The organism is Sessilibacter sp. MAH3 (assembly GCF_054658275.1).
In genome coordinates this window covers 106773-130000 of the sequence record NZ_BAAGIE010000003.1, presented here as the reverse complement: position 1 = coordinate 130000, position 23228 = coordinate 106773, and the positions used below count along the sequence as shown (strand labels likewise).

General features: G+C 41.5%; 21 protein-coding genes (1 of these 21 only partly in view). 5 read left to right on the top strand and 16 right to left on the bottom strand.

Features of this window, described 5'->3' with window-relative positions:
• Positions 1-395, bottom strand: partial view of a CDP-diacylglycerol--serine O-phosphatidyltransferase gene (gene pssA, locus ACYQ2C_RS03315; protein WP_460049900.1) — the 5' portion only. 460 nt of this gene lie to the left of the window's left edge; only the first 395 of its 855 coding nucleotides appear in the window; the start codon lies at positions 393-395; its stop codon lies off the left edge, out of view.
• A gap of 145 nt (positions 396-540) precedes the next feature.
• Positions 541-1557 carry a ketol-acid reductoisomerase gene (gene ilvC / locus ACYQ2C_RS03310; protein WP_460049902.1) on the bottom strand — a complete coding sequence of 339 codons (1017 nt, stop codon included), beginning with the start codon at positions 1555-1557 and terminating at the stop codon, positions 541-543.
• A gap of 183 nt (positions 1558-1740) precedes the next feature.
• Between ilvC and ilvY the strand changes: the two genes are divergently transcribed.
• A complete protein-coding gene (ilvY, locus tag ACYQ2C_RS03305) occupies positions 1741-2616 on the top strand; it encodes an HTH-type transcriptional activator IlvY (RefSeq protein ID WP_460104580.1) in 876 nt (291 codons plus the stop codon).
• Between the two features lie 11 nt (positions 2617-2627).
• Here ilvY and ACYQ2C_RS03300 read toward each other — a convergent pair whose 3' ends face one another.
• Positions 2628-3368 carry an outer membrane beta-barrel protein gene (locus ACYQ2C_RS03300; protein ID WP_460104581.1) on the bottom strand — a complete coding sequence of 247 codons (741 nt, stop codon included), beginning with the start codon at positions 3366-3368 and terminating at the stop codon, positions 2628-2630.
• A gap of 695 nt (positions 3369-4063) precedes the next feature.
• On the opposite strand from ACYQ2C_RS03300, the gene ACYQ2C_RS03295 reads away from it, so the two are divergent.
• A complete protein-coding gene (locus tag ACYQ2C_RS03295; protein ID WP_460049908.1) occupies positions 4064-4378 on the top strand; it encodes a hypothetical protein in 315 nt (104 codons plus the stop codon).
• A gap of 128 nt (positions 4379-4506) precedes the next feature.
• Here the strand turns inward: ACYQ2C_RS03295 and ACYQ2C_RS03290 are convergent, their stop codons facing one another.
• The 8 genes from ACYQ2C_RS03290 to ACYQ2C_RS03255 form a co-directional block, all read right to left on the bottom strand.
• Positions 4507-5286, bottom strand: a complete 780-nt coding sequence (locus ACYQ2C_RS03290) for a putative metalloprotease CJM1_0395 family protein (protein ID WP_460104583.1) — start codon at positions 5284-5286, stop codon at positions 4507-4509.
• 89 nt (positions 5287-5375) lie between these two features.
• Positions 5376-5720 carry a hypothetical protein gene (locus tag ACYQ2C_RS03285; protein WP_460104584.1) on the bottom strand — a complete coding sequence of 115 codons (345 nt, stop codon included), beginning with the start codon at positions 5718-5720 and terminating at the stop codon, positions 5376-5378.
• A 355-nt stretch (positions 5721-6075) separates the two neighbouring features.
• Complete coding sequence (locus ACYQ2C_RS03280) at positions 6076-7746, bottom strand: metallophosphoesterase family protein (RefSeq protein ID WP_460104585.1); 1671 nt, start codon at positions 7744-7746, stop codon at positions 6076-6078.
• 303 nt (positions 7747-8049) lie between these two features.
• Complete coding sequence (locus ACYQ2C_RS03275) at positions 8050-8457, bottom strand: roadblock/LC7 domain-containing protein (protein ID WP_460049916.1); 408 nt, start codon at positions 8455-8457, stop codon at positions 8050-8052.
• 143 nt (positions 8458-8600) lie between these two features.
• Positions 8601-8993, bottom strand: a complete 393-nt coding sequence (locus ACYQ2C_RS03270; RefSeq protein WP_460049918.1) for a roadblock/LC7 domain-containing protein — start codon at positions 8991-8993, stop codon at positions 8601-8603.
• Between the two features lie 3 nt (positions 8994-8996).
• Entirely contained in the window at positions 8997-9524 is a 528-nt protein-coding gene (locus ACYQ2C_RS03265; protein ID WP_460049920.1) for a GTP-binding protein, read from the bottom strand.
• Positions 9517-10203, bottom strand: coding sequence for a hypothetical protein (locus ACYQ2C_RS03260; RefSeq protein WP_460115633.1), 687 nt, complete (start codon positions 10201-10203; stop codon positions 9517-9519). Before ACYQ2C_RS03260 ends, ACYQ2C_RS03265 begins: the two co-directional genes overlap by 8 nt.
• A gap of 1245 nt (positions 10204-11448) precedes the next feature.
• Positions 11449-11889: a VOC family protein gene (locus ACYQ2C_RS03255; protein ID WP_460102097.1), complete on the bottom strand. Its 441-nt coding sequence runs from the start codon at positions 11887-11889 to the stop codon at positions 11449-11451.
• 1028 nt (positions 11890-12917) lie between these two features.
• On the opposite strand from ACYQ2C_RS03255, the gene ACYQ2C_RS03250 reads away from it, so the two are divergent.
• Positions 12918-13625 (top strand): OmpW/AlkL family protein, encoded by a 708-nt coding sequence (locus tag ACYQ2C_RS03250; RefSeq protein WP_460049926.1) that lies wholly within the window; start codon positions 12918-12920, stop codon positions 13623-13625.
• A 203-nt stretch (positions 13626-13828) separates the two neighbouring features.
• Here ACYQ2C_RS03250 and ACYQ2C_RS03245 read toward each other — a convergent pair whose 3' ends face one another.
• The 3 genes from ACYQ2C_RS03245 to ACYQ2C_RS03235 all read right to left on the bottom strand — a co-directional run bounded on the left by ACYQ2C_RS03245 (position 13829) and on the right by ACYQ2C_RS03235 (position 15211).
• Complete coding sequence (locus ACYQ2C_RS03245; protein ID WP_460102101.1) at positions 13829-14434, bottom strand: TetR/AcrR family transcriptional regulator; 606 nt, start codon at positions 14432-14434, stop codon at positions 13829-13831.
• Between the two features lie 256 nt (positions 14435-14690).
• Entirely contained in the window at positions 14691-14741 is a 51-nt protein-coding gene (locus ACYQ2C_RS03240; protein ID WP_460115636.1) for an LEPR-XLL domain-containing protein, read from the bottom strand.
• Between the two features lie 71 nt (positions 14742-14812).
• On the bottom strand, positions 14813-15211 hold the full coding sequence (locus ACYQ2C_RS03235) for an MAPEG family protein (RefSeq protein ID WP_460049930.1): 399 nt from the start codon (positions 15209-15211) through the stop codon (positions 14813-14815).
• 1501 nt (positions 15212-16712) lie between these two features.
• Between ACYQ2C_RS03235 and ACYQ2C_RS03230 the strand changes: the two genes are divergently transcribed.
• Positions 16713-17639, top strand: a complete 927-nt coding sequence (locus ACYQ2C_RS03230; RefSeq protein ID WP_460049932.1) for a DMT family transporter — start codon at positions 16713-16715, stop codon at positions 17637-17639.
• Positions 17640-17989: 350 nt separating this feature from the next.
• On the opposite strand, the gene ald is transcribed toward ACYQ2C_RS03230, so the two are convergent.
• Positions 17990-19105, bottom strand: coding sequence for an alanine dehydrogenase (ald, locus tag ACYQ2C_RS03225; RefSeq protein ID WP_460049934.1), 1116 nt, complete (start codon positions 19103-19105; stop codon positions 17990-17992).
• Between the two features lie 269 nt (positions 19106-19374).
• Here ald and ACYQ2C_RS03220 point away from each other — a divergent pair, with 269 nt between their 5' ends.
• Positions 19375-19854: an Lrp/AsnC ligand binding domain-containing protein gene (locus ACYQ2C_RS03220; protein ID WP_460049936.1), complete on the top strand. Its 480-nt coding sequence runs from the start codon at positions 19375-19377 to the stop codon at positions 19852-19854.
• Between the two features lie 129 nt (positions 19855-19983).
• Here the strand turns inward: ACYQ2C_RS03220 and ACYQ2C_RS03215 are convergent, their stop codons facing one another.
• Positions 19984-22962: a TonB-dependent receptor domain-containing protein gene (locus ACYQ2C_RS03215; RefSeq protein ID WP_460102104.1), complete on the bottom strand. Its 2979-nt coding sequence runs from the start codon at positions 22960-22962 to the stop codon at positions 19984-19986.
• Positions 22963-23228 lie beyond the last annotated feature (266 nt).

Sequence of the window (23228 nt, the reverse complement as noted above, 5' to 3'; positions counted from 1 at the left end):
GCGATCATCGCCGGTGCAACACCAAAGGAAACGAGATCCGACATAGAGTCGTACTGCACACCAAAATCACTGGTCGTGTTGGTAAGCCTAGCAATACGTCCATCTAAGCCATCGAGCAACATTGCCACAAATATAGCAATCGCAGAAGCTTCAAATTGTTGCTGGGTGGCTGCAATTATTGCGTAAAAACCACTAAACAACGCGCCCGTGGTAAATAAATTAGGCAGTAGGTATACGCCTCGGTGACGAACTTTTACACCGTCAACCTGAACTTCTTCGATATGCTCATCAACTGGAATTCGCGATTCCAAATCAACTGATTGAGTTGATTGCTCCGAACCTTTTTCTTGAGCATTGGATATTGGGCTGTCTTGAGGGGTTTGTTCTTGCGTCACCAAAATTGTCCATAGAGAAAATTGAGGCGAAGATGATAGCGTTTTCATTAGGGACATAAAATAAAAAGCGCGACCAAGGCCGCGCTTTTTTTATTCATTTTTACAACAAAAACCAATCTGTTTTTGAGTAGTAAAGACAAATAACTTAGTTTTTGCTCTTATCGATGATCTTCTTAGAAGTGATCCAAGGCATCATAGAGCGCAATTTTTCACCAACGACTTCGATACCGTGAGCCGCATTATTACGACGGCGAGCAGTCATAGACGGGTAGTTGGCAGCACCTTCTGCAATGAACATTTTTGCATATTCACCACTTTGGATACGTTTTAGAGCTTTGCGCATAGCAGCGCGAGATTGATCGTTGATCACTTCTTCGCCAGTTACATATTCGCCGTACTCTGCGTTATTTGAAATTGAGTAGTTCATGTCGGCGATACCGCCTTCGTACATCAAATCAACAATCAATTTCAATTCGTGTAAACACTCGAAGTATGCCATTTCTGGAGCGTAACCCGCTTCAACCAATGTCTCGAAGCCTGCCTTAACCAACTCGACACAACCACCGCAAAGAACCGCTTGCTCACCAAACAAATCGGTTTCGGTTTCGTCTTTGAAGGTAGTTTCGATGATACCAGTACGACCACCGCCAATAGCAGAGGCGTAAGAAAGCGCCAATTCACGTGCACGACCAGAAGCGTCTTGGAATACGGCGATAAGATCTGGAATACCACCGCCATTTGCGTATTCATTGCGAACCGTGTGACCCGGCGCTTTTGGCGCAATCATAATGACGTCAAGATCAGCACGAGGAACTACTTGGTTGTAGTGAATCGCGAAGCCATGAGCAAATGCCATGGTAGCGCCCTGTTTGATATTTGGCTCGATCACGTCTTTGTACAAAGCGCCTTGGAACTCATCAGGGGTTAGAATCATAACCAGATCAGCACCAGCTACTGCGGTTTCTACTTCCGCTACTTTTAAACCATGAGCTTTTGCTTTAGCAACGGAAGAAGAGTTAGAACGAAGACCTACTGTTACATCAACGCCTGAATCCTTTAGGTTGCAAGCATGAGCATGGCCTTGTGAGCCGTAACCAATGATGGCTACTTTTTTACCTTGGATAATGGAAAGGTCACAATCTTTGTCGTAATAAATTTGCATGGTAAAAATCCGAAATAATAAGACTGAGTTGTTGCCTCAACGCAACAACCGATAAAACTGTAAATAACCCGCACAGTGTAGCCTCTAGAATCTGTTGCAGGAAATGAATTATTATCAGTTCAATATTGCGTTTTCTGCACTATAAGAATTTATTCAGATCTTCCGCACACAAGGCGTTCATTTATGGATACCAGAACACTGAGTCATTTTTTAACGCTAAGTGAATGCTTACACTTTGCGCGAGCCTCCGAAATTTGCCATTTAAGTCCTTCAGCATTAAGTAGAAGCATCAAAGCACTGGAAGATTCTCTCGGCGTACAATTATTTTTACGAGATAAACGCAGTGTCTCACTCACACCGGAAGGTCAACTTTTTCAGAAATACGCTCGCACGGCTTTAAATGATTGGCATACCGTCAAAGAAAACTTACTCGATCAGCAGTCAAAGTTGGTGGGTGAGCTCAAGGTTTTTTGTTCGGTAACGGCAAGTTATAGTTTTTTGTACGAAATTTTGCAGGGGTTTCGCCAGGAGCATCAAGGGGTCGAAATCAAGCTCAATACCGGTGATCCCGCTCAAGGAATTGCCAGAATCAGGTCCGAACAAGAAGATATCGCTATTGCCGCGTGCCCCAAAAATCTACCAACGGGAATACAGTTTAAAAAAATTCAAACCACCCCACTGGTGGCCATTTCCCGCAATGATGATGGTCGTGAGAGAGGCATTGACGGCGATTTTAATTGGCAAAAAACTCCTATGATCTTGTCGATGGAAGGGCTCGCCCGTGAAACCAGCGACGCATGGTTTAGGGAAATGCAAATCAAGCCCAAAATCTATGCGCAGGTAGCAGGAAATGAAGCAATAGTGAGTATGGTTGCATTAGGATTTGGGACAGGTATTGTCCCTGAGATTGTTTTAGAGAACAGCCCCCTGCGAGAACAAGTTAAGAAAATTCCGACACCATCGCCCATCGGGCAATTTGATGTCGGAGTCTTCGCGTTAAATAAACGCTTAACACATCCTATTTTGGCTGCGTTCTGGAAAACCTTTGTTAATCAGTAGCGGCACAAAAGCTAGTAATGATACAAAAGCTTAATACCCACCAAATCCAGGTCGGTATCTTCAGAAACGAAATCCGCTTCAACATCTAAGTTACGTTCAAAAAAGGCTGTAACACTCCAATCTTTATTCCAGCGATATTCAGCCTCAATACCTAAGTTCAGAGCTACTTGAGAATCATCCGGCTCTTCTCTGCCAACAATTACAGTCGCTGGGAAATCAACACCACCCAATGTGAATGCTGGCACGTTAAAAGTTGTCGAAACATCAACATCGGAGGAAATAAAACTCACTCCTAATTTACCTTTTAAGGAAAAATTCTGGGAAATCGGCCAAATTCCCAAAGCAGCGGCCGCAAAACCCCGGTGCTTAATGGATGCCTGCACCGTTCCAGTCCCGTCAACGGTTGTGGTGTTGCCTAGAAAATCCACCACCACAACGTCAGAGAATACCGTACTGCCCTCGCGATCGTATTCACCATAATCAAAGAGAGAACCTTCAAACGCTAAGTATCGACTGAATTGATACCCATAAACTATCTGAAAAGCCGTATCGTCTTGGTCTTCACCAACAAACTGAAAAGTCTCTTCACCGCCCGAAAAACCTCTTGAAAAATCGCTCGCATCAAGATCATAAGAGGTCTTTGCAACCGACGCTCCAAAATACCAATGCGTTATCGCCTGCGCATTCACAAGCTCAGAGCACATTGATAACACCAATGCAGGTAGCACAAAACGACTAATCGAAAACCTCATAACGCCCCCAAAGAAAATACGCAGTATCAAAACTTTAAATCGAAGAATACCGAATCAACCATCAAATAAACATTTGCCACTCGGCACATGTTATAGAAATGTGCTTTCCTTAAGCCTGAAATAGCAACGGATTTCTATGAAATATCAACATATTCGCTTGACAATAATTCTCGAAAGATTAATCAACACTTTATTCACAGCCTGATTTGAAAGACTTGTCGTACAAATCTTCTAAACTGTGGAAAACCTCGGCATAAAACTGATACATGAGCTTAAAAATCAAACTTGTCGCGTTGATCAAGTTATTACAATATGCTTAAAAATAAAAACATATTCTTTAAAAACAATACGTTAAATATGTAGCTTTTTTGACAGTCAATTTCGTAGACCACCTACAAAAGTTTGTCAAAGATCGCGAAAATGAAAAATTTGCAGAAAGTTTTCAACCAAATTTGTGAGTAATGCTGAGTGTAATTTGTGGATAAATTGCCTAATGAGCTTTTACAGCAGTCTTTAAACTCGCTGATCAAAAAAGAAACTGACAAAAATATGGCACTTGATACTAGTAGATTTTTCAGCTAAGGAGATACACTTAAGCACCAAGCAACACTATGCTGAACCAATCAGCTCCAGCTAATCTTAAGTTACAACAATCACCCTTAACCGCCCCAAAGCTTGTGCATTGAACTGAGCCTATGAAGGAAAAACCAAAAACCAAATCTGAAATAAGAGCTGAAATAGAACAGCAAATCAGCCAATACATCAGTGCTGGTGGAGAAGTTAAAGAACATGCGCAAGGAGAGTCTGGCCAGTTTTTTGGGGTAAATCCCTTCAAATCTATGTCCAGCTCAAAACCACCAGAAGCACGAACCATGGTCAACGACGAAATTGCCGCCATTGAAAGTCGTAAAAAACCGATCAAGCCGCCCACTAAGAAAATACGTCGTGCCAAAAAGATTTTAATCAAAGACGATTTTGGACAACCATTGAGATGGGTGTGGGAAGAGTAACCAAGAAAAATCTTGACCTTTATACCAAGAAAACACGTTTTTAACAGTGGATCGTAAGCCGGTATAAAGAAATATGCTTTTCTTGGGTACGATTCAGAGGTGCCATATCTGCCGGTAATCAGAGATCACTAGGCTACTGCTGAGATGATTTCACCGATTGCGATTTCATCAAAACCTGAGTTTTCAACAAATCGCTCGATAGCGCGCTCGCTCTGCGAACTGGATGATTGGGCAGTCGAATCATTGCCCTGCTGTTGCTGCTGCTCTTCTTGCAGTCGCTGAGTTGCTTCCACTTTAGCTTGCGTAGCTTGAGCCGCGACCTGTCGATCTTGCGCAGAAGGCTCCGCAGGCGCTAAGGCCGCTCGAATAACTTGGTCAGCTTGACGAATGACCTCTTGAGCGCTGGCAGACTGATTCGGCAATTGAATAGCTACCTCTCCAGAAACTGCATAATTGGTCCCGTCCGGGCCGCGTTCGTACTCGTAAGTTGGAGCGCTGGCGTATCTGCCACCAACGGCTTGATGGGCCTGCTCATGAGTTCTTACTTCTAAATCTCGGGCCTTAAGTTTTCTCAGTGTGGCCAACTCTTGTTCGGTAAATCGAACACTGCTGAACTCACCACTTTCGTCACTGGTCTCGGTTTCAAGTTCATCATCGGAAGTTTCAGACGTCGATAATTCAGACGGACTCGTTGAACCCGTATCGCTTCTCTCTGAAATTCTGCCACGAACATTGGCATTACTACGATCCGGTTGCAGGGAGTTTCTATTAGTCAGTGCAGGCTGCTGGATAGGAGCAAGAGTGGTACTGTCAGTTGCCACTTCTGGAACTTGAGATAAGGGCTGGATCGAGGAATTCTGTAGATTTGATGATCCAAAAATAACGGGATTGGCAGGCTGAATATTCATAACAACCACCTACAACAAACGATGCTCAAATAATTGGAGATCCCCTTTTTTATTAAAACAAACCGAATCTGAACCCGAAAGTGCTCTCACTAGGCAACAATATCGATAAATCGGCCCGTATTTTCATTAGCGACAGAAATTACCTCCGCAGAAGCATTGAACACTTGCTGATTTTGCCGCTGCTCAATTAGAGCTTGGTTGATATCCGTTTCGGTAACAGGACGATCTTGTCGAGCGAAATCGAGCTCGGAAGTGGGCGGAACCACAGAAAACGTTGTATTAGCACGAGCGATGGTTTGAGCATTGGCTTGCAGGTCTTCGGAGGACGAACGAAAGCCTCTCGATGCAGCCGAAATTGCGTCACCGCTGACTCGCTGCGGGTTTACTTCACGCAATGTGCTTATGGGACGAGAAAGATTACCGGGTTCAAACATAGCGTAACCAATATTAATCCTAAGATTTATTAATCACTTTGTGAGTGTTCATCAACGACACAAAGCAGCACGTAGTTTTTTATAGGAAACGCTGATTAACCTAGAGTTTCCAGCAACACAAGCAAGTGTCGCCAATTTCAAAAACGGCAAGTCATTGAAATTGTGAAGAAATTGGAAGTCGCACTGTCAATTTCTGTCCTCTGATCAAATCATGGATGGGTTAATCGGAGGTTTCTGTAGGTTAATTTTAGATCAAGCGGCAATAGGCGGCAAAATGTTTCCGCCTCATAAAAACACAACTTTAAGACTTTTTTTAACTTAGTCTTACGGTTTCAAAAATTAATGCTAATAACGTTTATTTACCTTGCATTAGCCGCTCATAAAGAGCCGAGGGGAAATTCAGTCTACGCATATCTGAAACCGTGCGTTCAATATCGTAATCGGTGGAGCAGAATTCAATGATTTTATGTTGCTGATCATAGATGGCATATTCCGCTCTAACATCACCACCCCGAGGTTGACCAACAGATCCCGGACACAACAACGCTTGTTGAAAATCCTGCAAACGCTGCTCTCTACCTGTGACCTTGCCGAGTCCAGATTGATTAGAATGAGCGAAATTAGCTTGAATATGACTGTGACCGTGAAAGGCGAAATCCAAATTGCGTTCTTTCAGCCAATCTAAGTTGGTTTGATACGTCATTTGATAAACATACGCATAAAAAAAGTATTTATCGATTGGAGCACCATGAACCGCCATCCAAGAATCTTGATAAAAAACCGGTTCTAAAAGATTCAACCACTGGCGACGTGTTGCATCTATAGCTTCATGGGTCCATTTGATCGACCACAGCGCTAAATTAGAAAAGCCGCGAGAAAAATCCCCTGTGGCAGCACCATAATCATGATTACCTTTGATTGACACGCAATCCAACTGAGAGAGGATATCTAGGCATTCATTTGGGTGTGGCCCGTAACCAACTAAATCCCCCAAAATTAAAATCTGATTAATATTTTTCGCTTTTAGCTCAGCTAAGACTTTTTCAAGAGCCGAGGCATTAGCATGAATATCGGCCAGAATGGCAAATTTAGGCGCATCTAAAACAGCTAAACGGGATAAAGGCGAAGTTTGGCCGTCATAGTGTTTTGCAACCTGCACGTTAGTAATCGGTACAGCTTCTGATGTTTCCGATACCGATTTTTTCTGAGAATTGGCTGATGGGGTTGTGTCATTAGACGGAACAGAAGCGACATTCGGGGTAATTCGATGAATCGATGCTTTTACACCAGCACTGAGATGATTTAACGTAGTTTCTAAACAAAGTTTTTCTAATTCATTAATTGCCGTCAAACTTCTAAACTGAGAATAAACAACCTGCACCATATGGGCTGAGTTATAAACTGTCATCAACGACGAGACCAGATGATCGGTAACTTCACCCCAAAACTCAGGATTGGGAAAATTTAACTGCCGAATCCAAACCACATAAAGATTAATAAAACTTGTAAACTGATCCCACTTATAAACGTCATCATCAACATAAAATAAGCGATTATTTTCATCTAAGCCAAAATTAGAAAGCCCTTCGTCCAAGCGGCTATCAAAATCGCGAGCCGTAGAAAAATACAGCAAAAAAAATGCTTTAAAAATTGCACTAACGGCTCGCCAATCTTTAGGCAGCAACGCTGGAATCAGTGTGTGCAGGGGTTTTAATTGCTGGGTAATACTCCCAACCACCAATTCATCATTAAGGGTCGTATAAAACCAAGTTTTGCTGGGATGATGTACCGATAATTTCAGCTCATGATCTTTGGCCGATTGCGCCTTACGTAACACATCCACATCGCGAAATACAAAATCTGTTCGCAATTTCACAATACAGCCATCGCCAACAAATAGATGCGTAGCTGGACGCCCAGTAAATTCGGCATTACTTTTTAAGATGACTGGGTTTTTAAACGCACTGAAAATATCTGCTTCAGAAAAAAATCGCTCGCCAGACAATGATTCCAGAAGAACAGTCATAAATATTTCCCTAAATACACGAGTCGTAGAGTTATAAATTATTATTAGTGGACTACTGAATATCCCTTAAATTCTATAAGGTATTTTAATAGCAAAGAGATTTTATAACCGTGATCATTGTTGCCAAATTAAAGAAATCAAAAATTTGAGGCAATAAAAAAGCCTGTAGCAAACTACAGGCTTAATCGTTAGTTGCAGCTCTCGTGAACCATAAAATATATTACCCCAAAACGGTAATAGCACTCACGAACCCGAATAAAAGCAACTTAGAGCTATGGTAATTTGGAAATTACCAGATCTGCATTACGGGCAAAGAGGAGATACAACCGGTAAAGCGGTGCGAAGTGCAGACCAACCCATACCCAAGTTTGCTTTACGACCAGTAATCAAAACCATTAAACAGTTTTCCTTACCAGGAACAATACTCATGAAATGGTAAGTGTGATCGGTACTCATTTGTACTTCTTTAATGGAATTGGTAACAGCTGTACCGCGCTGGTTTGAAAGCAGGGTTTCTACCGTGCTTACATTCTTACCACGAAACATATCTACTGCCGCTGCCGCAACCGCATCTAAATAACTTTGGGTGAAGTAAGGAACGTTGTGGTGAGCTGCCAACAACAAACCAGAAGAAAGATCGACAATTGCGGCACCAAGCGCATCACTTACATCGGCAACCAATTGTTGACAAGCAGTATCCAGTTTACTCATAGCTATAATCTCCAGTCGACGCGAAGCAATCCGCATCAATTCGGCATCTGCCGTAAATTATTTGTTTAATTTTAGTTCAATTTACAATTGATTCCAGTTTTAGCGAAATCAATATCCTTAAATTTACCAAAATTAGGGTTATTTTAAACTCTAATTTCTTTTTCGAGGTTTTCAGCAGCAACATTGGTTGCCGAAATTACCATCCCTAGATTCACGTTGTTATTTGCCAAGGTGGTAATAACTAATTTTTTACCCACACGGCGCATAACCAAAAAACCATTGGTGTTTTGGATGATGACAAAATTACATCCCACCTGCTGAGCCTCGATGGCAATTTTTTCACCCAATGCTAAACAAGAGCTAGTCATCGCCGCAAGTCGTGCATCTGACAGCTCATCCACAGCTTTCTTTGCTAAAGCGTGGCCGTCTGTGCTTGAAAGCAACGCAGCGTAAATACCCTTACTGGTCTCTAGCAAATTAGCCAAACTATCATCAACTACTTGCTTTTTGATAACGATCTGTTTTTTATCGGTCATATTTCACCCATATTCCAACATAGCCAGCAATGATAGCATGAGCTGACTCATATCCGACTTATCTCGCGGGTCCACCGCCATAATCGGGTAAAATAGCGCTTCTTTCTCTAAAAAACAGTACAAATCTTCAATGCACTGACCATTGAATTCGTTTATGCGGGTTACACCAATAACGGCGCTGGTTTCATCAATAAACGTCTTGAAATTATCAATGTACATTTTCAAATCAGCAACAGGATCGTCGCGAGAAGAATCTACCAGAATAATAAAACCAATCGCCCCTTCGGCGACAATTTCCCACATGTGCCTAAATCGCTCTTGACCCGGCGTGCCGTATACATGCACGACATTACCATCGTCTAAGTATATTTCTCCAAAATCAAAAGCGACGGTTGTTGTACTTTTAATTTCCGACAATTCATCGGTAGTCTCAGACTCGGTCGCTATGGGTGGTCTATCACTTAAGGATTGGATCGCTGTTGTCTTGCCAACACCCGCCGTGCCGGTGATGACCAATTTGAGTTCAGACACTGGATCTTACTCCAAACTTCATGCGCAATTTCTCTAGAATTGGATTACCTCGACGCTTAGGCGGCTCAGTAACTTTAGTTGTCATTTGCGCAACCCGTTGTTTAATGTCCAAATACCCGCGCTTACTACAATTCGTAATGAACTGATGAACATTTTCTGTGTTGATTCCAGCCATCTCCGAAATTTCATCCACAGACACTACGCGCTTAAGCATAATGGCACAAATTCGGGTCGCTCCTGGCGTTTCTTTCAAGATGGACGGCTCTGGCCAACGCTTCAATCGGTATCCGGTTGTAACACCAATTGGCTCTGGAGAAGCAACAGTTACCGGCGGGACTCGTGTTTCACTGCGAGTCTCGACATTAGGTTTTTTCGAAACCTCGGCTAAACACCTCAGAATACCGACGGCGCGCATTGGCTTGTTCAGACGAAGCTCCAAACCGCCAATCCCATCAAAATGGCCGAAGTGTATGATCTTTTGCCTAGAGGCAGTTTGATTTTTAATAAACTGCGCACCTTCAATAGAATCTACATCAACGATTAAAACTTCGGCAGGAACCGAACGAACGGGCACGACATCCCATTGATGTTCAGTTTTATTGGAAAGTAACGAAAGGAGGCTTGTAAAAACCATTTCGTCGTTTTTGTTAAAGCCGAGCAACTGAATAGTTCTCTTCATCACATCACTTAGTTAGGCGCAACGCGCATTGTTGATATAAACGTATTCGTCGACTACCGAGATAAACCTTCAGAATTACCGCAAAAAGTAATCTCAGATGGATAACCGTGATAAATCAAACAAATTCCTTTTTAGATGATCATCCACAGCTTGGTAATCAAGCTCGCCTACCGTAATTTCTTTTGGCTTAACACTCTCAGGCACAACACATTGCCATTCTAGTCTATAAACCGAGAAATGGTTTTATCGTAACAGATACTAACCAATTGGAATTACAACAATATATTTTGATTACCTTAATTCAAAGTTATAGAAAAAATTTTTACAAATCCCCTGACACAAAGCTCAAAATGTGATGCAGAGCATATTTTTTCATTAATACCTTAAATTATTGACAGGTCGATATAACTATTCGCCAAAACTCCAACCGAGCAAAAACATTTTCGGAATTTTAATTGTCGACTGACACCGTCAAAGACTCTCAAAAAAATACCAGCTAGTAATTTAATTTTCGAATTAAAAACCAAAGTAGCTAAAACCCTATATGAGCCAGATATAAGCCACAGCATATAAAACGAAACACTTTAAGTAGCGAATCGCTCTGCATGACCTCACTCTTTAAAAATCTGCACAAAGTTCAATCTAAGATGTAATCCAGAGTCCAATCTTTTGCATAATCCTACACAAAACTTGGACACTAATTTATAGGACATTCTTTTATAGGACACTCTTTTATAGGACACTCTGACCAACTCATCCATGAATTAATCACAGGAGCGAAATTGAAAATACGATTTCTAATTTCTTCACAATTTCAACCACTTACCTTTCTTGAAATTGGCGACACATCCTTGTGCCGTTGGCAACTCTGGGTTAATCAGAGTTGCCTATACTCGAAATAGAGTGATACTTCGAAAACCGGAGCAATTTTAAATTACAAATTTATTAAACTTGCTCACTAGCGCAACCAGCAAAACCGTCTAATTTCGTCAAACTCACCAACATAAAATTTAATAATCAAATTAATGACATTTCCTTATAGCTAAATAACCTGCCGTAGAAATTGCCCAAGTCATCTAATCATAAAAAACTTATTTGACGTTCCTGAAAGTTTATGTACAGACAATTAAACGCAATTAAAACACAAACAGAAGAGCGGCTTTGATTATTATTCAAGGTAGTCAGCAAAAATGCGACCAACACCTTAAATTTAGAGATTAAAATAAACATCGAAAATAATATTGATTACCAATGACCAATATTTTCCATAGACGCCCAAGGCTCTTGAACCTCTAGAGGCTCGCCTTTTTGCAATAGTTCGATAGAAATATTATCGGGCGAGCGAATAAATGCCATGTGGCCATCTCGGGGTGGACGATTAATTGTTATGCCGTTATCCAGCAGTTTCTGACAAAACTCGTAAATATTTTCCACACGATAGGCAACATGACCGAAATTTCTACCTTCACCATACACTTCAGGGTCCCAGTTATAGGTCAACTCAAGTAAAGGAGCGTCGGTGTTTTTTGCAGACTCAAGATCATTAGGTGCAGACAAGTAAACGAGCGTGAATCGTCCGCGTTCACTTTGCATTCGGCGAACTTCAACAAGGCCCAGTTTGTTGCAGAAAAAATCTAAAGACGTGTCAAGGTTAGACACACGAATCATGGTATGTAAAAACTGCATAGCGCTTCCTCATTATAAGCTCAATGAAATCACTGAGCTGTTAGCTTTATGAATTAACAAAAATACTGACAAGTAAACAATACAATTTACAACAATTGGCTATCTCTCTTGCCAGCAACCAAAACTGCATAAAAGACCATCCGACGACTTGAAAGTTTGCTGTTAAAGCATGACGTTCTCGGTATGAGAATCTTTAATTAAAGCTTCGTGATTTAACAGCCTCTAATTTTGGTTTTAAAAAAATACGTCTATTAACCTTAAGAACCTCTGATTAACTCATCCATGATTTAATCAGAGGGAAGAAATTGAAAATGTGATTTCCAATTTCTTCACCATTTCAATCACTTACAGTTCTTGAAATTGGCGACACATCCTTGTGTCGCGAGAAACTCTAAGTTAATCAGAGCTTCCCTTAGTTTCTTATGGGTATTTGTTCGTAAAACAAATACCTACTTTAAAGATGCATGTTTAATTTTTTTGTCTTAATTAAAGTAGCATTGAAAATACGTTCTACAATTAAAAACCATTAGAGCCTCTAATTAAGTCATTTCTGATTAAAGCACCAACGATTTAGCTAAGTTGATTTACTCAAAAATCGAGCAAAGAAAATTCAACTTGCTGGGCTCTGGCTTTTTCAACAACTTATCGGTAATGAAATTGCGAGGCTTTTAATTTTAAGAGCTCTGGCTCTATGGATACAGGTCTGGGAATAGCAAAGCGACAAGCGATACATAGGAATGACTGCTTCGATAAAACTCAATATTCAAAACCCGAACGACGGTTTTTAAGAAGAAATTAAAACACCAGCTTACATTAACAAATCCTTACATACAGAAACCGTATAACGGGCACACAGTTTAGTACCGAAAATTTGATCTACATTAATTGCATAAATTTAATTCGTAATTTACTCGAAAAAGAAGCTGTTTTAAGCAACTCATAAAATCAAAAATTAATTTAAATCAAAAATAGCTAGACGTTTTCCTTTAATCTCGCAGCCAATTAGAAACGAACAAGAGAATACCCCAATGAGAAAAGCATCCAAACTTTTAACCTGTACCGCCGCACTTTCTGCTTTGATGTTGTCTCCTTTAGCTTTCTCATACGAAGCAGGAGATATCGTATTTCGCGCTGGTATTACCACTGTTGATCCGGATGACTCTAGCGATAATGTTGCTATCAACGGTCAAACTCTATCATTGAGTGGTGGCACTTCTGAACTTAGCGTTGAAGACGATACGCAACTCGGTTTGACCTTGGAGTATTTCTTCAGCAAAAACCTAGGTCTTGAGTTACTGGCATCAACTCCCTTCACTCACGATGCTAACGGCGAAGGCGAATTGTCAGGTATCAGCGTTGCTGAAGCAAAACAATTACCACCTACTTTAAGTTTGGTTTATCACTTCGACGGTCTAGGTGCGTTTGAGCCTTATGTTGGTGCTGGTATCAACTACACTATTTTCTTCGATGAAGACATTGATTCTGAAGCAGCGACTGCACTGGAAGCTATTGCGGGCTTAACCGGCGGTGATGTAGAGCTAGACGATTCTGTTGGTCTTGCGTTGCAAGTTGGTTTTGACTACCACATTAATGACAAATGGTTAGTAAATGCTTCTGTGCGCTACATTAATATCGAAACCGAAGCAGAGATTACTTTTGATGATGGTACCGTCATCAGCTCCGATATCGATATTGATCCTTACGTTTGGACAATTTCTGCTGGCTACAAATTCTAATCAGATATTTTTAACACGGATATTTTTAAAACCGACATTGTTAAAACAACAGAATCGCAATCTAAAACGGCCTCACTGTACGAGGCCGTTTTTTTATGTTGGAAACTTCCTATATTTGGAAGAAAAATTAACCCTTTTGCGACTAAAATCACCCTGAAGTCGCTCTATAACAGTGGCTGATTTCGAAACCCAGAATCACTACATTAACTAATTCGTAAATAGTTTTTAATCGTTAATACAGCATCTTCCACACACGTTGTTATTCCACCGGCACGTCTAACCAATAGCGCACCTTGCAAACAACTCAGTACCCATGTTGCCGTGGCATTTGCATCTAAACCTGTAGCAAATTCGTTGTTGTTAATACCTAAGGATATTTGCTGACAAATCCAATTGCGTTGTTCCTGAAAAAATCCACTGACTTGCAACTGAACAGATTCCGGCAGTGCAGAAAACTCCCCAGCTAATGCACCACACAAGCAAATTAAGTTACCGCTTTCACCAAACTGTAGATAAGGTTGAAAGTAAACCTCTAAATTACGAGCAGCACTTTCAGAATTAGCCGATTGTGCAAGTAATCCCAAAAACATCGAGCGATAATTATCGACAACCGCCGCCGCAAGCTCGCTCTTGTTAGCAAAATGATGAACAATGCTTGGCTTTTTTATACCCACGCGCACAGCAATATCATCAAAACTAATAGCGCTGTAGCCACGAGTCTGAATGAGCTCCTGCGTGATCTTGATAATTTTGTCCGATGTACGCTCAGTGGCCATAATAGATATAACTAAAAAGGATGGTTGATTCATACATTAGACACATGGGCACTATGCGTCAACAAAAGAGTGCCGAAGCCATTGCCTTGTGAATATAAATACAAAGCTTGAAGCGCTAAAGAATTCAGGATTCGCAATTCGACGCCGGTTTTTAAAGCAGTAATCGCTAAAAAAACGCTCAACAACCGAGCAAGCCAAACCCAAGATCAGAGATTCAGGCTTTCTAAATCGGAGTTTGAAACACTGTTTATAAAAAGTTGTTTGTAAGAGCCTGTTTGTAAGAAGCTGGCTATGAGGAAGCTCCGACCATAAGATCGCCTGACAGTAAGAACCTCGACAATAAAAGCCTCTGACTAACTTGTCTCAAACTTAATCAGAGGGCAGCGGCAAAACCGAAGATTGCGAAATTTCTTACACAATTCCCAATAAATGCAACGCAAGAATAATCAAACTCACCTGTCCGGTGGCGAACGCTAAAGTTCGAGCAACGGGAATTCCAACGGTATAAATTACTACGTGCGCCAAGCGCGCAAAAAAGTAGACGGCGCAAAGTGTTGCCGTTAGCTCGTTAGACATTCCAGTAACTTCAACGGCCAATGCCAAAGGTGCAAAAATAACCAAGCCTTCGGTTAGGTTTGCATGAGCAGCACGTGCACGAATTGCCCATTGATGCTGCATCACGGCACTGGCGCCGCCATTACCTAAGGTTTCCATCAAACCCAATTCGGCAATTCGGTTCAATACATAAGGCACCCAAAGTACAGCGGCAAGTAAAGCAGTTGCAGTTAACCAAAAAATTTCTGATGACATGATGATCCCCCAATAGAGATTTAACGAATTTCAAATGAACGAGATCAGAGTATCGCAAAAGATTTCGATTATCTACCTATTGGTAGGTAGGTAGATCAAATAAACACAAAAATATTGTTTCCGGAGCCACGAGCTTCAAAAACCTTCGGTTAATCGAAGCCGAACAATAGCGTATTTGGTGGCTAAGAATTTGTGCGATCGATTAGATAGCCCTAATCGCGCAACATAAAGTTCCAGAAAGAAAAACAAGTCAGAATGAATATTCATCGACGTTGCTCTAGGCTCTAGGTTAGTAATACCTAAATCTGAATGCAGGAAATTTTCTCCGATGCATGATGTGCTGATAAATATTTCAAGGATGCCAAGCCGCCCTCATAAACGGCTGAATTTAAAGCTTTATCTCTAAAGTTTTCATGCGTGCAGAAATACTATTAATACGCAACTTGATTATTTGTCTCGCTCAAGATCAACTACGGTCGTTGTTTAGGAAAAGCGTTGATAAACCAATGCTTCTAGCGACGCATGCTGTGTTGCCAACGTCAAGAACGGTAAGTGAATGGAACTGTGAAGATGTTGATCTGAGATGTTTAATGACTGAAAGCCTATTTTTAACCGATTCAACGACTTAAATTGCCGCTAAATTCAAGAGAAATATTCGCAGCGAAGATTTACAACAAACTAACCAAAAATTAGACGATACAAGCTCAACATTCATGCTAATTCATTAAATTCTCTTACCCTAGTAACCACTATTTTTTAAGAATAGTCACTTAACTCGTCTTTGTGTACGAGAAACGACAGATTAATGAGTATTTACTTTAATTAACTCCAGCCTGCTCAATCATTAACTTCCGCTTTAGATGGTACAATTTAAACCCATTTTAAAATTTCCGTTTGAATAATACATTCTAATTAATGTTACAAAAAAAGAATTAATTAATTCCTTCAAACTAATTGACACCTGCTAATAATTTTAAAAAATAACCATAGATAGCGCTTCTTTTCAAACCCAAAGCCTAGAAAAATTCACACAATGTAAACTTATTCTCAGTTGATGTAATAATAATATCGATTAACTAGAAAGATTTTCGTTACACAGAGTATACTAATTTAGTCAAATACAAGTGAGAACAATAGTAAGGTGTGCTAACGCTTACTTTATAAATACGTTCCCATCAAACACTATTTGATATTAGTTGAAATTTAGATGTTAACGATAAATCCTGTCCAACTCAGCGATTGTTTTTAAGGATTGAAAATACAATCGAGTCATCCAAAAGACTGCACTATCTTTAAGGGATTCTTTATAAAGTAGTTACTTTATCGATTAAAGCAAAATTGCCTCGATCGATTGGCAGGTTAGAAGATTAATATGAGTAAAAATTATTCGGATAACACAGCTGATTGGGTTCCAAAAATGATAATTCAGAATCCATTTAGCTCTTATGCTTCATGACAGTAATTTGAAATCCTGCCCTTACGATGTAGAGATACCTTTTCGATGCCAACCAATCCCCATGTTCAACCCATGACCCTACAGCAATGGTCTATTTTAGTTTCGCTTTCCATCATCTGGGGCAGCTCATTCTTTTTTGTCGAGATTATCGTTAAAGAAATACCGCCAATAACCTTGGTGGCATTAAGAGTATTGTTGGCTGCTATCATTTTGTCGCTGCTACTATTTATAAAAAAAACTCCATTAACGTTAAACAAAACCACAATCTACATATTTTCAGTAATGGGATTATTAAACTCTGTACTTCCATACGTATTGATTGCCTGGGGACAGCAATATATTAGCTCTGGATTAGCCGCGACACTCAACGCTAGCACACCTATATTTTCTGTAATCGCCGCGCACTTCTTTACCAGCGACGAAAAAATTACAACCAATAAACTTACAGGCGTAGTAATTGGATTTTTAGGTGTAGTGGTAATGCTCTCAGACAGCATCAATGAATCGGAAAACCTGATTATAGGAAAAATAGCGGTCATACTCGCTGCAATCTGCTATGCAACAGGCGCTATATTTTCAAAAAAAGCCAATCACAACAACATAACCCCGTTGCAGACGGCCACCGGGCAAATGACAGCATCGGCCATTTTTCTAACACCCATGGCGTTCGTGTTTGAATCACCATGGACGCTTTCGCCACCCAGTTTATTAACTTGGGGATCAATGGCGGGATTGGTTCTGTTTTCGTCAGTACTCGCGTACATTTTATTTTTTCAACTGCTCACCAAAACCGGCGCAACCAATTTACTGCTGGTAGCTTTTTTAATACCGGTAAGCTCAATCGCGCTAGGCGTATTATTTTTAAACGAGATTTTAACCACCAAGCATTTGTTGGGAATGCTGTGTATCGGTGTTGGCTTAACGATTTTAGATGGACGTGCGACGCAGGCGCTGAAAAAAAGACTGGCATAAAAAAAGCGGTATAACACAGCGTTGATAAAGCGACTTTGTATAGCGCAACATCTAACCAACGCCTGTGTATACCGCATTAAGCGTCAACACTAAGGGATTTAATCGGTCAACCCGATTGAGGTAAAACTAGAAAAGACTCTTTACGAAACGAAACTACACCATTTAACACAGCGAACAACAACATCAATAAAGCGACCGTAAACTAAATTACCTATCGCTATTATCTACAAACAAACTTAATAGAAACTTAAGGAAACTCCGAAAAATCCAGAGCTTCCAGCGACACAAAAAATGTGCCGTCAAGGTTTCCCCGGATCAAATCATAAATTAATCCGGGATTTCTAAAAAAATTAAGCTAAAGCGATTTCTGGAGCAACGTATTCATAACCCAAAGCTTCTGCAACAGCTTGATAAGTCACTTTACCCGCGTGAACATTCAAACCTGCCAACAAATGCTTGTTATCCAATACGGCTTTGGCCGCACCTTTATTAGCAATTTGCAACGCAAATGGTAATGTGGCATTGGTTAAGGCCATGGTGGAAGTACGCGCAACACCACCTGGCATATTGGCAACACAGTAGTGAATAACGCCATCAACTTCGTACACAGGCTCAGCGTGAGTGGTTGCTTTAGAGGTTTCGAAACAACCGCCTTGGTCAATTGCAACATCAACAACCACAGAACCTTTTTTCATTTTAGCAATGATGTCACGGGTCAGTAACTTAGGTGCTGCCGCACCCGGAATCAACACGGCACCCACCACCAAATCAGCCGCAATGGCTAACTCTTCGATGGCTTCAACGGTTGAATAAACACACTTAACTTTGCCGCCAAACTCAACATCAAGTTGACGCAAACGAGGCAATGAGCGATCAAGAATGGTTACATCTGCACCCATACCCACAGCGATACGCGCCGCATGTGTACCAACAACACCGCCGCCAATAACCAATACTTTACCGGGTGCAACACCAGGAACACCGCCAAGTAAAGTACCCAAACCGCCTTGTGCTTTTTCTAGATAATGTGCACCAGCTTGAATAGACATACGTCCAGCAACTTCAGACATTGGCGCCAATAATGGCAAACCACCAGCGGCGTCGGTCACGGTCTCATAGGCAATACAGGTTGCTTTAGAAGCAATCAACAATTCGGTTTGGGTTGGATCTGGAGCTAAATGCAAGTATGTGAAAAGAATCTGACCTTCGCGCAGCATTTTGCACTCAACAGGTTGTGGCTCTTTTACTTTAATGATCATCTCTGCGCGCTCAAAAATCTCCTGAGCCGTTGCAATTACCGCAGCACCTGCCGCTTCGTACATAGCGTCGGTAAAACCAATTGAATCACCGCACAAGGTTTCAACAATCACCGAGTGACCGCTTTCTACCAGTTCACGGACACCTGCCGGGGTAAGGCCAACGCGATATTCATGATTTTTAATTTCTTTTGGAACACCAATTAACATAGAAACCTCCGACAGGATTAAGACTTTTTAACTTTTATATGGGAGCCATTAAGGCGTTAAAACTATTCTAGAAGGTGTTATTCAGTCGATTTCATGGTATTTTTTTGATTATGAAGACCTTTTAACTATTTGAATTCACTTTTTGAAGGGCAATCCAGTAGAAATCACTGGTTTTCCAAAAGTCAGGGCTAGAAACCGCCTATAAAACCTTCTCAACTGACTTTACTCCGTTAAAACGTACATCTGTATTTAGAATAGAACAGCGCACCATGGCCGACTATGAACTCGACAGAATCGATCGCAACATCATCCGTATACTGCAAAAAGACGCCCGCATCTCATACGCAGAACTCGCCCGACAAATTGGCTTAAGCACCACACCCTGTGTAGAGCGCATCAAAAAGCTGGAAAAAGAAGGCGTGATTCGCGGCTACACCACGCTTTTAAACCCCAATTTTTTAAAAGCAGGCCTGGTCGTATTCGTACAAATTCGACTGGCACGCTCACCCAAAGACATCTTTGAAAAATTTCGCGACGCCGCCAAAGCCCTACAAGAAGTTCAAGAATGCTATCTCGTCTCGGGTAACTTCGACTATCTACTCAAAGCCCGCGTTCAAGACATGAAAGCCTACCGACGTTTCTATGGAGAAACCTTGTTAACCCTACCCGGCGTACAAGAGTGCACCAGTTATGTAGTAATGGAAGAAATCAAAGATACGTTGGAAGTACCGGTTGGATACAGAGCCTAAATACTCTAACCACATTGAAGACCTTAGGTTCACTCAATCTTGATTTAATGAGATAAGAAAAATTAAACATACAATTAATAAAAAACCGGCCATTTAGGCCGGTTTTAATCGCTAGAACATTTTTATAAATTAAAGCTTCACATTAAATCTTACGTAACCAAATACGCCGGGTACGTCGTAGGTGGTTGCATCAAAACCGTTTAATGCACAGCTAAAACAAGTTGGTGAGTCTTCATCGGTAACGTTAAGCAAACCGGCAGAAATGGTAATTTCTGTGTCACTTGGTACCGACCAGCTGGCCGCCAAATCTACATACAAGGTTTCATCCAAGGTATTTAATTCAGCCGCTTCGTTTGAACATAAACCTAGGCCAGCCAACCCCGTACAGTCTTCGGTAACTTCATCAATGTAGCGGAAGGTTGCCGCAAAGGCCCAGTTGTCGTAAAACAATTCAGCGGTAAGCGTAGATTTTAATTCGGGATACGCTTGCTCTGGATCGCCGGTTTCGGTGCCTTCTAAATGCACGTCAATAAAGCCCGTAGAAGTTGGAACCTGCTCAACGTATTCATCTAAGAAGGTGTTTTGCCACGTTAATTTCACCTGACCAAAATTGTAGGTTGGGCTTAAATAGGTGAAGGTTAGATCGTAGCCCGAGGTTTCAATGCCACCAATATTGGTTAATTGATTTGAGAAACCGTTAATAACACCACCCGCGGTTCGAGTAATTCCGCTACACAAGGTTGGATCAAGGGTGTTAATACAACCTTCTAATTGCACCTGTGCATCTAAGGCTTGAATGGCACCTTCGATTTCGTGATCGTAATAAGTACCTTCAACGGTGAATTGTTCGATCCAATCTTGGTTATCCACCCAGTCGGCATCGTAAACAAAACCTAGAGTGAAGCTGTCGGATTCTTCTTGTTGCAGTTGGCGATTACCACCGGTTGTTACCGAAATTTGGTTATTAAACTGCACATAACTGCCATCCACCGGAACACCCAACGCCTGGCAGTTGGCAATGGTTTGAGAATCCGCCGGTGTAGAACCCGGTTGCGTGCCTAACAAATCAGAACACGGATCGGCAAGCGTTTGGTCGAAACGCGCCGCAGAACCGAATAATTCACCAATACCCGGAGCACGCAAACCTTCAGAAACGCTACCGCGAATTAATAGATTTTTTACGGGACGATATTTAAAACCCACTTTACCGGTCGATTCAGAACCAAAGGTGCTGTAATCCGAGGTGCGAAGCGCCAACGATAAATCCAATAAATCAGCACCCGGTAGGTTTGCTAAAATAGGCACCTGCAATTCTAGATAATATTCTTCAACATCAAAACCGCCGCGTGTTGGTGTTGAAGGTACACCCGCACTTTCGCCAGCGACTACAACCGCATCGGGTTGGAAAAACCCATCTTGTTCTCGGTATTCAACACCGGCTGCAAAGGCAAATGCCCCGGCTGGTAAATTAAATAAAGTACCGCTGATGTTTGCACTAATATCGCTAAGCTCTTGCTCACTTACGTCTTTTTGCACAAACGAAATATAATCCAATTGCTCCTGCGTAATGGTACCCGTGCCATCACCCTGACCCCCAAAGAAATTTAATGGCACACAAGGATCGGTACAATCTTCAATTGGGCCTAACGCTTGTCGAATACGCGCCGAGTTGTAACCACCGGTTTTAATTTGGTCGGCACGGTTTTGCGAACGCGCGAAATTAACATCCCAATAAAAATTACGATCGGCAAGCTCAAACTGTCCTTGCAAACCCGCACTCACATAAAAAGTATTAACGTCTTGCTCAAATACACGCGGGCCACCTTCTAGTGGTCTGCGGCCAAAAAAGAACGGATTGGTATTGGCATCAATGGTAAAACCAAACGGGTTAAATGGATTCGAAGCATCAACCGAAATCGTATCCAACAAATTACCATTACCGGCTTCTGGGCCAATAAATAAAGGCTCCGGCGCCGCTTGGTTAGTGGATTTACGATTGTTAAACAAACCTTTTAATGTAAAGGTTGTGGTAGGCGTTAAATCGTATTGCGCTTGGGTATAAATATTGGTTCGCTCATTCGGTGCAAGTACTAAGTTAAATGGCGAGAAATTAAAACGATCGGCATTTGTGAATGGATGAAAATCATCATTTGGGCCACACGGGTTTGACGCATCGTATCGTGGCACACCGGTTACACCATTATTAATGGTACAGTCGACATCAATTCCGGTATTCGGATCGGTAAAAACAAATCGCCCTTGCGGCGTACCCGAACTGCCACCCAAACCGTTAGTCACAAATGGAATTGGTGTAGACGCTTGATCGCGATCGGCAGCCAATACGTCGTTAGAATTCACATAACCGATATTTAAAAATATACGGGATTTTTCGCCATGCGAACCAATCGATAAATTAATTTCGTTATTTTCACCGTCGCCCTCATCGTAAGCTCCGGAATAAGCCTCAATTTCAAAACCTTCGAAATCTTTTTTGGTAATAATATTAACTACACCGGCAATAGCATCACTGCCGTAAATAGACGATGCACCATCTTCTAAAACTTCAATACGCTCAATAATTGCAGTGGGAATGGTATTTAAGTCAACCGCTGACGACACACCACTGGCCGAAGAACCATTTACCCAACGCACACCATCCACCAAAACCAAGGTGCGATTCGAGCCTAAATAACGCAAATCAATTTGCGAAGCACCGGCACCAATACCGCCACCATCCGGCGGAAAGCCAAAGTTACCACTGCTGTTAAAACGCGAGTTTAAACCACCGCCCGAAGCAGTTAAACGTTGAAGAAAATCCCCTAAAGACGTCAATCCCGATCGATCCAAATCCTTTGCGGTAAGCGTTACAACTGGCGAACCCTGCGATAAAGGGTCTTGGCGAATACGCGTACCGGTAACAACAACCTCTTCCAGTGCTTTTTCTTCTTCACCGTCTTGCGCAAACGAAGGAATCGAAAGCCCCATCATTGCCGAGGCAAAAAATGGAATACACGGGCCAAATTTAAAAAACTTCGCTAACGACTTTTTAGCAAAATAATTTTTATTTGGCAGGGATTTATTTTTAAGATTCTTAAACTGAATCGACATTAACCGTCTCCAAGGATGGCCCCACAAACAAGCGAGGAATTTATCGACACAAAAAATCACATCAATGCCAGCAAAAACACATTGAAGTGACCTTCGCGAGATTTTATTCAGGGACGATTCATACAATGGCTTCCACCCTGTCACTAATGACAAGTGTGAACAAATAGTGTGAACTTATTGAAAAAAGCTGATTTTAAATCACAGAGAGTTAAGGAAGAGACGCTTAAGAAGAAATCAAAAACTCACCACATCAGAAAATTGGTCAA